The sequence below is a fragment of the Pseudomonas sp. P5_152 genome, assembly GCF_033989915.1.
Taxonomy (GTDB): Bacteria; Pseudomonadota; Gammaproteobacteria; order Pseudomonadales; family Pseudomonadaceae; genus Aquipseudomonas.
This window is the reverse complement of sequence record NZ_JASFAH010000002.1, coordinates 3,303,632-3,319,166: the sequence shown is the minus strand read 5'-3', so window position 1 is coordinate 3,319,166 and position 15,535 is coordinate 3,303,632. Positions and strand designations below refer to the sequence as shown.

Annotated in this window: 16 protein-coding genes; 4 read left to right on the top strand and 12 right to left on the bottom strand. The window is 61.7% G+C overall.

Going from position 1 to position 15,535, the window contains the following annotated elements; genetic code table 11:
* Positions 1 to 152: 152 nt before the first annotated feature.
* The gene (locus tag QMK50_RS15080) at positions 153 to 1,322 is read left to right on the top strand and encodes an AAA family ATPase (protein ID WP_095170625.1); all 1,170 of its coding nucleotides are present in this window, start codon (positions 153 to 155) and stop codon (positions 1,320 to 1,322) included.
* Between the two features lie 70 nt (positions 1,323 to 1,392).
* On the opposite strand, the gene QMK50_RS15075 is transcribed toward QMK50_RS15080, so the two are convergent.
* From QMK50_RS15075 to QMK50_RS15030, 10 genes are all read right to left on the bottom strand, one after another.
* Positions 1,393 to 2,274 (bottom strand): transporter substrate-binding domain-containing protein, encoded by an 882-nt coding sequence (locus QMK50_RS15075; RefSeq protein WP_159993112.1) that lies wholly within the window; start codon positions 2,272 to 2,274, stop codon positions 1,393 to 1,395.
* Positions 2,271 to 3,068 carry an amino acid ABC transporter ATP-binding protein gene (locus tag QMK50_RS15070; protein ID WP_095170629.1) on the bottom strand — a complete coding sequence of 266 codons (798 nt, stop codon included), beginning with the start codon at positions 3,066 to 3,068 and terminating at the stop codon, positions 2,271 to 2,273. The genes QMK50_RS15075 and QMK50_RS15070 overlap by 4 nt, the downstream gene beginning before the upstream one ends.
* A complete protein-coding gene (locus QMK50_RS15065) occupies positions 3,065 to 3,724 on the bottom strand; it encodes an amino acid ABC transporter permease (RefSeq protein ID WP_095170631.1) in 660 nt (219 codons plus the stop codon). Before QMK50_RS15065 ends, QMK50_RS15070 begins: the two co-directional genes overlap by 4 nt.
* On the bottom strand, positions 3,705 to 4,370 hold the full coding sequence (locus tag QMK50_RS15060) for an amino acid ABC transporter permease (protein ID WP_095170633.1): 666 nt from the start codon (positions 4,368 to 4,370) through the stop codon (positions 3,705 to 3,707). The genes QMK50_RS15065 and QMK50_RS15060 overlap by 20 nt, the downstream gene beginning before the upstream one ends.
* A gap of 249 nt (positions 4,371 to 4,619) precedes the next feature.
* Entirely contained in the window at positions 4,620 to 5,402 is a 783-nt protein-coding gene (locus QMK50_RS15055; RefSeq protein ID WP_095170635.1) for a MetQ/NlpA family ABC transporter substrate-binding protein, read from the bottom strand.
* A gap of 173 nt (positions 5,403 to 5,575) precedes the next feature.
* Positions 5,576 to 6,499 carry a sigma 54-interacting transcriptional regulator gene (locus QMK50_RS15050; protein WP_320333406.1) on the bottom strand — a complete coding sequence of 308 codons (924 nt, stop codon included), beginning with the start codon at positions 6,497 to 6,499 and terminating at the stop codon, positions 5,576 to 5,578.
* A gap of 56 nt (positions 6,500 to 6,555) precedes the next feature.
* The gene (locus tag QMK50_RS15045; RefSeq protein WP_095170639.1) at positions 6,556 to 7,137 is read right to left on the bottom strand and encodes an alpha/beta hydrolase; all 582 of its coding nucleotides are present in this window, start codon (positions 7,135 to 7,137) and stop codon (positions 6,556 to 6,558) included.
* Positions 7,138 to 7,356: 219 nt separating this feature from the next.
* Entirely contained in the window at positions 7,357 to 7,758 is a 402-nt protein-coding gene (locus QMK50_RS15040) for a biopolymer transporter ExbD (protein WP_320333405.1), read from the bottom strand.
* A 1-nt stretch (position 7,759) separates the two neighbouring features.
* Positions 7,760 to 8,482 carry a MotA/TolQ/ExbB proton channel family protein gene (locus QMK50_RS15035; RefSeq protein ID WP_095170640.1) on the bottom strand — a complete coding sequence of 241 codons (723 nt, stop codon included), beginning with the start codon at positions 8,480 to 8,482 and terminating at the stop codon, positions 7,760 to 7,762.
* 45 nt (positions 8,483 to 8,527) lie between these two features.
* Positions 8,528 to 9,337, bottom strand: a complete 810-nt coding sequence (locus tag QMK50_RS15030) for an energy transducer TonB (RefSeq protein WP_095170642.1) — start codon at positions 9,335 to 9,337, stop codon at positions 8,528 to 8,530.
* Between the two features lie 494 nt (positions 9,338 to 9,831).
* On the opposite strand from QMK50_RS15030, the gene QMK50_RS15025 reads away from it, so the two are divergent.
* A complete protein-coding gene (locus QMK50_RS15025) occupies positions 9,832 to 10,494 on the top strand; it encodes an ankyrin repeat domain-containing protein (RefSeq protein ID WP_320333404.1) in 663 nt (220 codons plus the stop codon).
* Positions 10,495 to 10,512: 18 nt separating this feature from the next.
* Positions 10,513 to 10,635 (top strand): hypothetical protein, encoded by a 123-nt coding sequence (locus tag QMK50_RS15020; protein ID WP_320333403.1) that lies wholly within the window; start codon positions 10,513 to 10,515, stop codon positions 10,633 to 10,635.
* 1 nt (position 10,636) lies between these two features.
* On the opposite strand, the gene QMK50_RS15015 is transcribed toward QMK50_RS15020, so the two are convergent.
* A complete protein-coding gene (locus QMK50_RS15015) occupies positions 10,637 to 11,980 on the bottom strand; it encodes an aryl-sulfate sulfotransferase (RefSeq protein ID WP_320333402.1) in 1,344 nt (447 codons plus the stop codon).
* A 23-nt stretch (positions 11,981 to 12,003) separates the two neighbouring features.
* Positions 12,004 to 14,379, bottom strand: a complete 2,376-nt coding sequence (locus tag QMK50_RS15010; protein ID WP_320333401.1) for a TonB-dependent receptor — start codon at positions 14,377 to 14,379, stop codon at positions 12,004 to 12,006.
* A 154-nt stretch (positions 14,380 to 14,533) separates the two neighbouring features.
* Here QMK50_RS15010 and QMK50_RS15005 point away from each other — a divergent pair, with 154 nt between their 5' ends.
* Entirely contained in the window at positions 14,534 to 15,478 is a 945-nt protein-coding gene (locus tag QMK50_RS15005) for a LysR family transcriptional regulator (protein WP_095170648.1), read from the top strand.
* Positions 15,479 to 15,535: the final 57 nt, after the last annotated feature.

Below are 15,535 nucleotides of genomic sequence, written 5' to 3'. Positions count from 1 at the left end.
CGCTTCCATGGACAGCTTGAAATCGGCGGGATTCAATCCGCTGCGCCACAGCGTGGGGCGCTAAATGGCTAATATCCTGACACACTGTGTGGATGGTTTCGTGTCGGATCTGTCACAACCCGGACAAGTCCTCGCTACAAAGGAGTTTGCGGATGCTCAAGACCCTCGCCGTGGCCAATTACCGCTCGATCAACAAACTGGTGATCCCGCTGGCACGGCTGAATCTGATTACCGGTCCCAATGGCAGCGGCAAATCCAACCTTTACCGCGCCCTGCGCCTGCTGGCCGAGACCGCCCAGGGTGGCGTGGTCAACGCTCTGGCGCGCGAAGGCGGGCTGGATTCAACCTTCTGGGCCGGCCCGGAGAACATCAGCCGGCGCATGCGCAACGGGGAAGTGCCGATCCAGGCGTCGCAACGCCAAGGACCTATGCGCCTGCGCCTGGGTTTCAGCGGTACCGACTTCAGTTATGCGATCGCCCTGGGGCTGCCCATGCCGCTGCCAGATGAGGTGTCGTATTTTTCCCTGGACCCGGAAATCAAGCGCGAGTGCATTTGGGCTGGTGCCCTGTATCGCCCTGCCAGCCTGCTGGTCAATCGCGCCGGCCCGATGATCCGCGCCCGCGAAGGGTCCACCTGGGAGGTGCTGGCCCAGCACACGCCGACCTTCGACAGCTTGTTCGACCAGGTCGGCAACCTGCGCTCCTCTCCCGAGGTGTTGCTGCTGCGCGAACAGATTCGCGGCTGGCGTTTTTATGATCACTTTCGCACGGACGCCGAAGCACCCGCGCGCCAGGTGCAGTTGGGAACACGCACTCCGGTGCTGCATCACGATGGCCGAGACCTGGCGGCAGCCCTGCAGACCATCCGCGAAATCGGCGATCCGCAGGCCCTGCAAACCGCCATCGGCGACGCCTTCCCGGGTGCGCGCCTGAACATCGCCCCGGTGCAGGGCGGGCGGTTTGCCATCGAGTTCTATCAGGAAGGTTTGTTGCGCCCGCTGTCCGCCGCCGAATTGTCGGACGGCACCTTGCGCTACCTGCTGCTGATCGCGGCGCTGCTGACGCCACGACCACCGACGCTGATGGTGCTCAACGAGCCGGAAACCAGCTTGCACCCGGACCTGCTGCCGGCACTTGCGCGGTTGATCATCCGCGCCTCACATGCGAGCCAGCTGTGGGTGGTGTCCCACGCCAGCCGCTTAATTGCTGCGCTGCAACAAGACCCTGAGTGCAACGCCATTGTGCTTGAGAAAAATTTCGGCCAGAGCGAAATGGTCGGCCAGGGCATGCTCGATGAACCGGCGTGGAACTGGCCGGATTGAGCCACTCGAAAAACCGCTTCGCTGACCCACCAGCGAAGCGCTCCCAAGGATCACTGCAGCGCTGAAGAATTCAGCCCTGCCACTTGCCGCCTTCGACAATCACGCTTTCAGGCTTGGTGTCGTCGCTGAGCTCTTTGCGCACATATTGGTCATAGAGCTTGAGCAGGTACTTTTCTTCACCCAGCTTCGCCAGCTCGGCATTGACCCAGTCACGCAGCTCGATGTTGCCCTTCTTCACAGCCGGGGCAATCGGTGCTTCGGCCCCCAGGGTTTCGTCGAGTACGCGGTAGCCCGGGTTCTGCTTGGCCCAGCTGAACAGCACCAGATTGTCCTGGGCATAAGCGTCGCCACGACCGTTGGCCAGGGCTTGCAGTGACTCGGAGTTTTTCTCGAACTTGAGCAGTTTCCAGTCCGGGTGGTTCTTGGTCAGCCAGATATCGGCGGTGGTGCCGGTGGTGACGATGGTCGTGCGGCTGGCCAGGTCTTGCAGGCTCTTCACGTCACTGGCCTGGGGCACCAGCGCCTGCACCGCCACCTTGAGGTTCGGGTTGGTGAACTCAACCGCTTCCTTGCGCTCGGGGGTCACGGTCATGTTGGCCAGGATCAGGTCGACCTTGTCGCTTTGCAGAAACGGGATCCGGCTGGCCGGCTCCACGGCGACAAACTCGACCTTGTTCTCGTCGCCCAGCAGGTCCTTGGCAAATTGCCGGCCGATGTCGGTATCAAACCCGACGTAGCGCCCCGCCTCATCGACAAAACCGAACGGTGGCTTGTCGGTGAAGACGCCGACAATCAGCTTGTCCCGTGCTTTGATTTTTTCCAGGTAGCTGGCCGGCGCGGTGCTTTCACTGGCGACTTTGGGCTTGGGCGGCTCTTCAGTCTTGTTGCAGCCGGCCAGCAGCGCAAGGCCGAACAAGGGGAGTAGCAGCAGGGAAGACTTGGCAGTTTTCATGAGGGTAACGGTTCCTTTTTTTGCGAATGAGCCGCAGCTGCCTGTTTCGGCAGAGCTTCGACGTAGGAGAACTTCTCCAGGAACTGCTGCGCGCGTGCGGTTTGCGGGTTCGTAAAGAAAATCTCGGGTGGGTTCTGTTCCAGGATGCGTCCGGCATCCATGAACACGATGCGGTCGGCCACCGCGCGGGCGAAGGCCATTTCGTGAGTCACGATCAGCAGCGTCATGCCCTCGCGCGCCAGGCCCTGGATCACTTCCAGCACCTCCTTGACCATCTCCGGGTCAAGGGCTGCGGTCACTTCATCGAACAGCATCACCTGAGGGTTCATGCACAGTGAGCGAATAATCGCGATGCGTTGCTGCTGACCACCGGAGAGCTGACGGGCGAAGGCGTCGCGCTTGTCTGCCAGGCCTACCCGTTCGAGCAGGGCCAAGGCTTGTTCACGGGCTTCACGGGGGTCGCGCTTCTGCACCTTGAGCGGGCCGAGCAGCAGGTTGTCCAGCACGCTCATGTGCGGGAACAGGTGGTAACTCTGGAACACCATGCCGATCTGCTGACGCACCTGGCGCCAGTCGGTGTTGCTGTCCAATAACTGGCGCCCGGCAAACAGCAACTCTCCGCTATGAGCGACTTCCAGGCCATTGAGGCAACGCAGCAAGGTACTTTTGCCGCAGCCGCTGGGACCAAGGATGACAATCACTTCACCGGCCTCGACACTCAGGTCGATGCCCTTGAGCACCTGCTGCTCAGCGAAGAATTTGTTGAAACCCTTGAACTCGATCAATGCGCTCATGCTTGCGTCCAACGCCGCTCCAGCACACGCGAGGCGGCCGAGAGCGGGTAGCAGATAAAAAAGAAAAACAGGAACAACGCGCCGTAGATCAGCACCGACTCGTAGGTGCGTTCGATGATCTGCTGCCCGACCTTGATCACATCCACCACGCCGATCAGCACCGCCAGCGAACTGGTCTTGATGATTCGCGTGTAGACGTTGATGGTCGGTGGCGTCATGCGCTTGAGCGCCTGGGGCAACAGCACATAGCCGAACAGTTGCGGGCCGGACAGGCCAATCGACAAGCCCGCCTCACGCTGCCCACGTGGCAAGGAATGCAACGCCCCGCGCACCACTTCGCCGACTTCGCTGGCGCCCCACAACGACAGCACCAACACCGCGCACCAGAAACTGGGCAGGCTCAGGCCAAAAAAGATCGGCAGGCCAAAAAACAGCAGGTACAGCCAGACCAGCACCGGGATCGCCCGGAACAGCTCCAGGTACACCCGCAAGACCACCTTCAGCCATTGCACATGGAGGTTGCACAGCACGCCGTAGAGCACCCCGCCCAAGGTGCTGATGGCGATGCTCAGGAAAGAGATCGACAGGGTTTGCGCAGCGCCCCTGGCCAGTTGCGGCAGAGACACCCAGAGCAACTCAAGACCCGAACTGGCCATGCTGGAGCCTCCTTTCCAGGCGGCTGAGCAGCAGCGACAGCGGCAAGAACAACAGCACGCAGATCAGCGTGAGCACGGCGAGCATTTCGTAGGTTTTGTAATACAGCGCGATGTAGCTCTTGGTGGTGTAGAGAATTTCCGGCACCGCCACCGCGGAGACCACCGTGGTCTCCTTGAGCAGGAAGATGAAGTTGGCAAACAGCGACGGCAGGCTGAGCAGCCCCGCTTGCGGCAGGATCACGTAGCGCAGCAATTGCCCGTTGGACAGGCCGATCGAGCGACCCGATTCCAGTTGCGCCGCCGGCACCGCCTCGACCCCAGCCCGCAGGACTTCCGTCAGGTACGCGCCACCGAGGAAGGTCATGGTGATGATCGCTGCCGCAAAGCCGGAGACCTTCACCCCCAGCGCGGGCAAGGCGAAGTAGACGAAGAACAGTTGGATCAGCAGCGGGGTATTGCGCGCCAGCTCGACGTACACCGCCACCAGGCGCTGCAAGTAGGGGGTACGCAGCACCAGCACAGTGGCGTTGAGCACGGCCACCAGCAACGAGGTGCCGATAGCGATCAAGCCCACCTGCAGGGTCACGCCTACGGCGCGCAGGAATGCCGGCAGGGTGCCAAGGATAAACGCGTAGTCAAAAGTCATGGGGAGTCCTGGACGTCGCTGGGTAAACGACGGTGATGCAGTCCATAGGGCTGTGGATAACAGCTCGGCAGGCACTGACTTTAAAGGCATAAAAAGAAAGATTTAAATACCGTTAAAGCATATTGATATCACGCAAAAACCTATGCCCCGGATTGGCGTAGGTGGCCAGGATCAATCCCCCGGGCATAAAAAAACGCCGACGCTGCAGCAGCCGTCGGCGTTCAAACCTTGAAGGGGTTTATCGCGTGATCAGAACGCCGGCAGGACCGCGCCGCTGTACTTCTTGGCGATGAATTCCTTCACCTCTGGGCTGGTCAAGGCCTTGGCCAGTTTCTGGATCGCGACGCTATCCTTGTTGTCTGGACGAGCCACCAGGAAGTTCACGTAAGGCGAATCCGCGCCTTCGATCACCAGTGCGTCTTTAGCTGGGTTGAGGCCAGCTTCCAGCGCGTAGTTGGTGTTGATCATGTCCAGGTCGACCTGATCCAGCACACGCGGGAGCATGGCCGATTCCAGTTCCTTGAACTTGAAGTTGTGCGGGTTCTTGGCAATGTCTTTTGGCGTAGCCAGGGCGTTTTTCGGATCTTTCAATTCGATCAGGCCGGCTTTCTGCAGCAGGATCAAAGCGCGACCGCTGTTGCTGCCCTCGTTCGGGATGGCGATGGTTGCGCCATCCTTGAGCTCAGCCAGGGTTTTGACTTTCTTCGAGTAACCGCCGAAAGGTTCGACGTGCACACCGATCACAGTCACCAGGTTCGTGCCTTTGCCTTCATTGAAGCTTTGCAGGTACGGCAGGGTCTGGAAGTAGTTGGCGTCCAGACGCTTCTGATCGACCTGTACGTTCGGTTGCACGTAATCAGTGAAGACTTTGATTTCCAGGTCCACGCCTTCTTTGGCGAGAGTTGGCTTGATCAACTCGAGAATCTCGGCGTGCGGTACCGGAGTGGCCGCGACCACCAGTTTCTCGCCGGCCTGGGCCAGGCCAGCCGTCAGGGCAGCCGCGAGTGCGGTAAACAACAGAACCTTTTTCATGCAGTGTCCTTATTTGTCGTTGTCGACAACGGCTTAAAAGTGAGGTGCCAGTGAAGTGCTATCGCTGGCGTGAGGCGGACAATACCCGGATTTTTTATGCCGTAAAAATACTTTTTATCGAAGCCTATATTCGATAAACGAATAACAAATCCGCAACCGTCACGCACCGCGAATTACACGTGCGCCAACAGCTGCTTCAGCCTGTCCAGGGGTTCACGGTTACCACTGCGGACCCATTGCTCCACCCAGCGCTCAATCAACTGCAACGGCTGCTCGGTGGCTGGCAGGTTCAAATGCTCCGGCGCAATCTCGTCACCGCTGCTGACCAGCAACGCAAAATGAATGACGTTCTCCAGCTCACGGGTGTTGCCCGGCCAATTGTGTTGCTCCAGCACCTGCTGCGCCGCGTCGCTGATAAAGGGCACCGGCAAGCCCAGGCGCTGGCTGTAGATGCCGAGGAAGTATTCGGCCAGCGATTGAATGTCACCCACCCGCTCGCGCAGCGCCGGCAATTGCAACTGGCCTTCGCTGAGGTAGTGGTAGAGCCGCTCGTGGAATTTGCCGGCCGCCACGGCCTGCGCCAGGTCGATGCTGGTGGCGGCCACCAGGCGCACATCGACCGGGCTCGGCTGCTGGGCGCCGACCCGGGTGACTTCGTGATTCTCCAGGGCCGCCAGCAACTTGATCTGGATCGGCAGCGGCAAGTCGCCGATCTCATCCAGGTACAGGGTCCCGCCGTTGGCCGAACCAAACCAGCCGGCACGGCTGCTGGCCGAGCCACTGAAACTGCCGCCGGCATAACCGAACAGCTCGGCATCGGCATAGGTCGGGCTGATGGCGCCGCAATTGACCGAGACGAACAAGCCACCGCGATCACTGGCCCGGTGAATGTGGCGTGCCAGCAATTCTTTACCACTGCCGGTTTCGCCGTGAATCAACACCGAAATCGCCCGCGGTGCCAGTTGCTCCAGCTCCTGGCGCAAGGTGCGCGAACGTGGGTCGACGAACACCAGCGCCTTGGCACGAATGCTCAGCGGACTTTTTTCTGCGTCGGGAAAGGTCAGCAATGGCTGACCGAAGGTTTCATGCAAACTCATGGCAGGCTCCCGCCCAAAACCGCCGGCGGACGGGGGCGTTTAATTGAAATGGACGATCAGGCGCGGCGCAGGGCGTGGTGTTCCATGCGGTTCTGCAGGCGATACAGGTAAGCGAACCCCTGTTCCCAACGATGGTGGCCGGACTTCACGTTGATGTGTCCAGCACCTGCCAGGACGCCTGCCTCGGCGCCCCAGTTGCGCGCCAGCTCGAGGGCGCGCGGGGCGCTCACGGCAGCGTCGTTGTCAGAGCTGACGACCTGGCTGGGAAACGGCAGCAGGTGCGTGGGAATCGGTGCGAAATTGCGCAACGCCGGCACGCACGCCGGGCGCTCGACATCGGCAGGCGCCACCAGCAGGGCCCCGCGCACCTGGCGCAGCGCCTGCAAGGGTGCAGTGGCCGCCCAATGGGCAACGGTGATGCAACCCAGGCTGTGGGCGATGAGGATCACCGGCGTACTGTCGGCAGCAATGGCCTCGGCCAGCGCGGCCACCCAGTCTTCACGACGAGGGGTGAGCCAATCGGCCTGCTCGACCCGTGCGCTGTTCGGCAGACTGTTCTGCCAGTGGGTCTGCCAATGATCGTCTGGCGATCCCTGCCAGCCCGGCACAATCAGGTAGCGAATTGATTCGTTGCGCATGGGGAGCTCTCCTGTGCGTGTCTGTTCCTGATCGAGTATAGGGATGAGATTTATATTCGTTAAGGAATAAGAAGCTATTTATTAAGACCCTAATGGAATATGAAAGATTGAGAGGGTTGGGTGCGCTGGCAAGCCAGCACTTACGAGCGGGGGGGATTGCGATAAATAAAAAAAGGGCCGCACCCTGCCAAGGAGACGGCCCTGGAAAACTGTGATGGATTAGCGCGCAGTAATCACCGAAAGCTTGGTAATACCCGCCCGTTCGATGGACGCCATGGCGCGCGCCACTTCGCCGTAGTTCACACCGTCATCGGCCTGCAACTGCACCCGCACCTGCGGGTCCTTGGCCTTGGCCGCCTGCAGGTTGAACTCCAGCAAGTCCGGTTGGATTTCATCCTTGTTGATGAACAGCTTGCCGGCGCCGTCGATGCTCACCACCAGTGGATCTTTCTGTTCCACCGGGGCGACCGCTTCGGTCTTGGGCAGGTTGATCGGAATCGCGTTGGTCAGCAGCGGTGCAGTGACGATGAACACCACCAGCAACACCAGCATCACATCCACCAGCGGCGTGACGTTGATCTCGCTCAGTACCTCATCGCTGTCTTGGGTAGAGAAGGCCATATCAGGACGCCTCCTTCACTTTATGCACAGCGTTCTGGGCGGTGTTCTTTTGCGCCGTCGGGTGCAGCAGCACGCGGAACGAGCTCTTCTGCGCCAGGCTGTAGAAGTCGTGGGCAAAGTCATCCAGATCGGCGGCGGTGAGCTTCAGGCGACGCAGGAAATAGTTGTAGACCAGCACCGCTGGCACGGCGACCGCGATCCCCACACCCGTCGCCACCAACGCGGCACCAATCGGTCCGGCCACGGTTTCCAAGCTTGCCGAGCCGGCGGCGCTGATGCCCTTCAAGGCCTCCATGATGCCCCACACAGTGCCGAACAGACCGATGAACGGCGAGGTGCTGCCGATACTCGCGACCACGGCCAGGCCGGTTTCCAGCGAGCGCCGTTCACGTACGATTTGCTGGCGCAAGGCGCGCTCCAGGCGGTCCTGGTGATTGATCGCCTGGCTCAGGTCCGCCGCCGGCGCTTCACCGACCTGGATCGCCGCGTAACCGGCCTGGGCCACACGGGCAGCAGCACCGGGATGGGTCTCGCTCAGTTCAGCCGCCGAATCGAGACTGGAGGCGGCCCAGAACTGTTTATGGAATTTGCGATCCTGGGCTTTCAGGCGCGCGAACTGCACACCCTTGAGCAACGCCAGGCCCCAGGTGGCGACGGAAAAGACCACCAGCAGCCAGATCACCGCGCTTTCGATGGATTCGAGTGGAGATGCCAGTAACGTCATGATGTGTTCCCTCTGTGTAAACACTTAGCGCGAATAAGTTGCGGTTCAATGAATCTTGAAATCGATGGGCACGCTGACCCAGCCGTCCTGGGCGACATCACCCTGCTTGGCCGGCACAAAGCTCCAACGTTTCACGGCACTTAATGCCGCATCGTCGAGCTGCTGGCGGCCACTGCTTTTCTGGATCTGGATCTCCCCCGGCTTGCCGCTGGCCAGTACGTGCACCCGCAACAACACCGTGCCCTCCCAACCCCGACGCTGGGCCAGCGACGGATATTCCGGTGCCGGGTTCTTCAGGTACGCGGCGTTGGCCGAGGCCGGAGTGACCGGTGCCGGCGCCGGGGGTGCAGGCGGTGCTGGCGCCGCCACCGGGGCTGCCGGTTGCGGCGGCGCAGGCGGCTGTTGCACGGCTTTTGGCGCGGGCTTGGGCACCTGCTTGACCACCGGTTTGGGGATCGGCTTGGGTTTTGGCGGTGGCTTGACCGCCAATTCATCCACCACCGGTGGCGGTGGCTCCACTACCGGCGGCGGTGCCGGTTGTGGCGGTGGCGGTTCGACCACTGGTGGCGCCGGACGCGAGAACTCGATGGTCATCGGCGGAATTTCCGGCGGCACGATCGGCAGCGCCGGCGTGGGTTGTTGATTGACCCAATAAATCACTGCGCCATGCACCAGCACTGCCAGCACCGCCAGCACAATCGCCTCACGACGGCGCAAGCTGCTCTTGGGCGTCTTTTGCAGCCGCAACTGGCCCAGAGGCGTGCGATAAGCCCGGCCGAGATCGACCAACTCACCACTTGGCGCCTGGCGCCATAACACCTCATGTGCACTGGCGGCGGTCTGGACATTGCCCATTGAATGACTCCCTACGGTCTTTTGCGAATAACCCGACAGCAGCGCCTGATTCCCCCCGCGCTAATGCCTGGAGGTGAATGATTGGCGGCAGAGGCTTATCCCTTAAAGTAATTTTTAAGGCTTCACATAGAACCGTATGGAATATAAAAAACCACGTCCAGGCGCAAAGCCGCACGGTTCAAGGGCTACAGAGGAGGCGCAAAAACCCCATGCCTTGCAGGCATTGAAAATATTCGCCAAAGGCATGCAAAACTGACGAGATACGACCAATTTTGTGTGCGAACAGGGCAGCGCTCAGTCGGCTCCCGATGAACCAGAGGAAAAAACAGACCGACTTCCAGGTTGCCGTGCTTTGGCTCTTGATCTTGATTCACCCGCCCCATCGGCAGCCTGAGCGAGGGGCCGTACGTCAGGGGCACAGCGCTTGGGTGGGCCTGTCCCGTGACAACGGACGCCAAGAAGCGATACTTAAGTCGCTCTCTTGGAGGTTGCCCATGACCCTGCGCTCGATGCTCAAACACGGCCTGCTGGCCGCCGGATTACTGTTGGGGGGAATGCTGATGGCCAGCGATGACGCGCTGCTCAACGCCGTACGCGCCGGACAATTGCAACAGGTGCAAGCCCTGCTCAAGCAAGGTGCCGAGGTCAATGTCCGGGGGGCCGATGGCAGCAGTGCGCTGCTGTTGGCCACCGCCGACAACCGGGTCGAGATCGCCCGTACGCTGATCGAGGCCGGGGCCGACGTCAATCAGCAGAACCTGATCCAGGACAGCCCTTACCTGCTGGCCGGCGCCAGCGGGCACAACCAAATCCTCGCCCTGACCCTGAGCCACGGCGCTGACCTGAAAAGCACCAACCGCTACGGCGGCACAGCGCTGATCCCCGCCTGCGAGCGTGGGCATGTCGACACCGTACGAATGTTGATCGCCGCCGGGGTCGACCTCAACCACGTCAACCGCCTGGGCTGGACCTGCCTGCTGGAAGCAATCGTGCTCGCCGACGGCGGACCGGCGCACCAGCAGATCGTCGCACAACTGATCAGCGCCGGCGCCGACCTGAACCTGCCCGACCACGACGGCGTCAGCCCGCTGCAACATGCCGAACAACGCGGCCAGAGCACCATCGCCAAAATGCTGCGCGATGCCGGCGCTTCGTGAACAGCCAGGACTTGAGCCATGCATGACACCCCACCCGCCGGCCCGCGAACCGAATCACGCCTCAAGCACTTCGCCGGCTGGGCCTTGCTGGTGGCGCTGGGCTTGAACCTGCGGCCGATCCTCAGCTCCATCAGCCCCTGACTCAGCGACTGGCGCTGGCCTGCTGGACCGCCGGGGCCGGGACAATCACCGCCGTTTCCGAACGCGGCGTGCCCACCGGCACCCAGTCGTAATTCACCGGCAATGCGCGGTACACCCAGTTGCTCAGCGCGTCGCTGCCTGGCGCCTTGCCCAGGTAAGGGCTGACGTACTCCCAGACGTTCTCACCGCCTTGGGTGACCTGGAAAAAGCGCCCGTGCATGCCCTCGTCGATCAAGGTATTGCCGTTGGGCAAGCGCCGCGCGCTGCTGATGAACGAACTGTAGAACGCCCACCCCGGCTGCCTGGAATTGGCGGCGCTGTACTGCCAGACGATCTGTTGGCTGAGCGGATCGATTTCCAGCACCCGTGAGCCCGAGATCAGCCCCAGGGGCACCGAGGGATACCCCGCCGTACCCTGGTTGTCGAACACCAGCAGGTTGCCCGCCCCCGGCAATCCGGGGCCAATGATATGGGCGTCATGCTGGCCGACGAATTGATCCACGGCTCGCGGCACCTGCCCGGCGGTTTTCGGGTTGATCGGCGGCAGGTTCGGCCCCAGGTGCCAGACCACCTTGCCGCTGTTTTTGTCGATGATCGCGATGAAGTTGGCGTTGCGTGAGTCAATCAGCAGATTGTCCGGGGCAAAACGTTTGTCACCGGCGTCGAACCACTTGTTCGGCCCCACGACACTGAGGTTGTTGATGTGCAGGTAGTCCGGGTCCTTGCTGGCATGCACCAACTTCAATTGCGCGGGTGTGAAGCCAAACTCGGTGAGGTGCTCGGACGCCAGCCACTGCCATTTCACTTCACCTTGAGGGCTGACTTCATAGATCGCATCGTCGATCACCTCCGGCACCTTGAAACCCGACACTGCATGCACCTTGTTCGCCAGCACCAGGGTGTTGCCATTTTTCAGCCGTCGTTGATCGTGGTGCTGTTGCGCCGCGCCACCGGGGGCCTGGTCGCCCCACTGCCAGACCACCTTGCCGTTCCAGTCCAGCTCGCCGACGCTCTGGTTGCCCAGGCCGTTACCTGCCGATCCGAGCTTGCCAGGGTCTTTGTCACTGAGTTGCAGCAACACTCGTCCGCGCTCGCCGCCCACCAGTTGCGGGTCGATGATCGCCGAAGGAAAACCGGCCTGTGGCCAGGTTTTCACGGCGTTGCCATTCATATCGATCAGGTGGGTCTGTTTGTCCGCGCCGCTGAAAATCACGTACTGGTTGTACGCTTTGGCCGGGTCGTAACGGGTGACGCCGGTGGGGTAGACACTCGGTGCGGCGAGTGCCGCCGAGGCCATCACGGCGCTGGACAGCAGCACCGCCAGCGCGGTCTTGGTATGCAACATGGTGCAACTCCTGTTCAAGGGGGTTAGAAGTCGTAGCGGCCGGTGACACCCAGGGTTCGCGGCGTGCCGAGCAAGCCTTCGTAGGCGCCGTTGCCGCCGGTCCAGAGGGTGGTGTAGTAGGTCTTGTCGAAGGCGTTCGTCAGCCACAGCGAGACATCCCACTGCCCCTCATGGAAGTCGCCGCGAAAGCCGGTGGAGAGGTTGACCACGGCATAGCTGGGGATCTGCCCGTAGTCGGAGTCCTCGACCGTACCGACCGCCTTGGAACGGAAGGCATAGCTGGCGGTGACGTACTCTTCGAGGCCGTTGTCCAGGTTCCACTTGTATTCACCGTTGGCGTTGCCGATCCACTTCGAAGCCCCGACCACCTGGTGGCCGCTGAGGTCGCACGCCGCCGGCGCGCCCGGTGCCAGGCTGACTTCCGGTGGGCATGGGGCATCCTTGTAGGAGAGGTAGCTGACGTCGTTGTACGAGCCGTTGAGGTTCAGGGTCAGGCCGCGCAACGGCACCAGGGTGCTCTCCACTTCCACGCCGCGCGAGCGCACGGAACCGGCGTTGGTCAGGTACTGCACACGATTGACGTCGTCATAGGCGTTGGTCTGGTAGCCGTTGACCTGGGTCCAGAACAGGTTGGCGTTAAGCTGCAGGCGGCGGTCCCAGAGCGTGCTCTTGAAGCCCAGTTCGGCGTTGTTGGCGCGCTCGGTCCCCACCAGCAAGGAGTCGGCGCCGGCCACTGGTGCCGAACCTACCGTCAAGTTGACCCCACCGGATTTCTCGCCGTGGGACAGCGTGGCGTAACCCAGCAAGTCATCGGTAAAGCGATAGCTGAGGTTGAGCAAGCCTGACGGGCTGGTGCTGTACTGGTTCAGGTCCCCGGAGTCGTAGGCCCCGGTTCGACCGTTGCGCACGTTGGCCGCAGCGCCGGTCACGCCAGCGCCGCCAAGGGGCGCATCACGACTGACCCAGGCGCTCTTCTCCTCGTAGGTACCACGCAGGCCAGCGGTAAAGTCCAGGCGCTCGGTGAGGTGCCAGGTACCTTGGGCGAACAGCGCGAAGCTGTTGGTTTCGATATGGCCATCGCCAAGGCTCGTCACGTTGGCCAGGGCCCCGCGTGGCGTGCCGTTCCAGATATCCGCCTGGGGCCCGTAGTAGGCGAAGGAGCGGTTATCCAGGTTCGAACCGAAGTAGTAGGCCCCGAGCACGTAGTCAAAGAAGCCGCCGGTGGGCGACGCCAGGCGAAATTCCTGGGAGTACTGCTTGTCTTCCACCGACACGCCGGCGTTGTAGGTGGCCGAGACATTCAAGCCATCGTCGTTGCGCGGGGTGAAATTCCACCAGCGATAGGAACTGATCGAGGTCAGGGTGAAGTCGTTCGGCAAGGTCCAGTTGGCCTCCAGGGAGGTACCGCCCTGGAACACTGTGACGTGCTGGTCGTTGTTCAGATTGACCTTGCGATGACTGCCGTCGACCAACGTCGCCCCCGCCGCCGCAGCGCGCGCCTGGTAGACATTGACCCCATTGATGGTCGGCCCGGTGCTGTAGAGCACGCGGGTGCCGGCACTCGAGTCTTCTTCGTTGTAGTCGCCGATCCAGCGCAGGTTGAAGCTCTCGTTGGGCTTGTACAGCAGCTGCCCACGAAAACCCTCGCGTGAACCGCCGTTCAAGTCATGGCCGTCGTACTCGTTCTTGATGTCGCCGTCGCTGCGGGTCCGATAGGCCGAAAAACGCCCCGCCAGTTCGTCGTTGAGCGGCCCGGATATCGTGCCCTTGGTCTGGAAATAGCCGTCTTCGCCGACCGAGGTTTCGATGCTGCGCTCCGGGGTGAAGCTCGGTGCCCGGGTACTGATATTGATCACCCCGGCCGTGGTGTTCTTGCCGAACAAGGTGCCCTGGGGCCCGCGCAGAACCTCCAGTTGCTCGATGTCCATCAGGTCGAACACCGCCATCCCCGGGCGTCCCAGATAGACGTTATCGATGTACAGGCCGACGCTGCCTTCCAGGCCGTCGCTGGCCGGGTTGTTGCCCAGGCCACGGATCGACACGCTGGACTGGCGGGCATGCATGTAGGCCACGTTGACGCTGGGCACCAGTTGCTGCAGGTCCTGGATGCGATACACCCGCTGGCTCTCCAGGGCCTGGCCACCGATCACACTCATCGGGGTCGGCACGGCCTGCGCACTTTCTTCACGGCGTCGCGCGGTGACGGTCACGGTCTCCAACTGTCCGCCGCTGGCCTTGGTCTTGCCCGTGGCGGTAGCTGCCGGCGTGCCGGGTTCAGCGCCGGTGGTGTCGGCGGCATAGGCTTGGGTCCAGTTCGCACTGCCAGCCAGTAACAGGGCCAGCGGCAGGCGTTTGAGCCGTCGGGGCGCTAGGGGTGAGGCGAGTTTCGATGCACGCATGGGACGGCTCCTGGTCAAGAAATACACACCCTGTATATTCTTTTAAGTTATTTATTTATGTTTTTACAAAGATTTACTGCATAAGAGATTGCCTTTATAAGGAGTCGACCTAATGCATATCCAATGCATTTCCCCGATATTTTTTATGTGAAAAATGCATATCGATCTGCGCCAACTCAGGCACTTCATCGCCCTCGCCGATCAGCGCAGCTTCGTCGCGGGTGCCCAGGCGGTGAACCTGTCGCAGTCGGCGTTCAGCCGCAGCATCCAGGCGCTGGAGCACAGCGTCGGCTGCCAATTAGTGGACCGCGGGCGCAAGGACCTGGCGCCGACCAAACAGGGCCAGGTGCTGCTCGAACATGCGCGGCGACTGGTCAGCGGTGCGCAGCAAATGGCCAACGAGATCAGTCAGTTCAATGGCCTGGAAGCCGGAGAGCTGCGCTTCGGTTGCGGCCCCGCCCCGGCGGCCGGCCTGATTCCCCGGGCCATCGGCAGCTTCATCGGGCGCTATCCCAAGGCGCGGGTACAGTTCCAGGTGGACGACTGGCAAAGCCTGTGCAAACGCCTGCTCAGCGACGAGTTCGAATTTTTCGTCGCCGACACCCGCCAGTTCGAAGCCAACCCGGACTACCTGACCCAACGCCTGCGCCCGCGCAAATGGCATTTCTGCTGCCGTGCCGGGCATCCGTTGGCGGGTCTTGCCTCGGTCAGCGCGGCGCAGTTGATGAGCTACCCGATGGCGGTGACCATTCGCCCGCCGAACCTGCGCAAGGTCATCGTCGACCTCAGCGGCCGCCCGGACTTCACACCCAACGTGGAATGCGAAAACAGCTATAGCCTGCTGGGCGTGGTGCTGCGCTCGGATGCCATCGGGATTGTCGGCGCCTACAGCGATGCGCTGCATCACGCCAAAGGCGACCTGGTGTGCCTGAAAGTCGAAGGCCTGGCCGACGACCTGGAGGAGCTGTACACCCGCTATGGGATCGTCAGCCGCGCGGGGTATCGGCTATCGCCGCTGGCCGAGGCGATGATCGAACAGATCAAGGCGATTGATGAGCGGGATGAGGACGTGTGTTCGCTGGAGTACGTCGCGGTCTAAGCGAATGTCATCGCGGGCAAGCCTTGCTGTTGCAGTCACTGCATCAAAACCATTCCC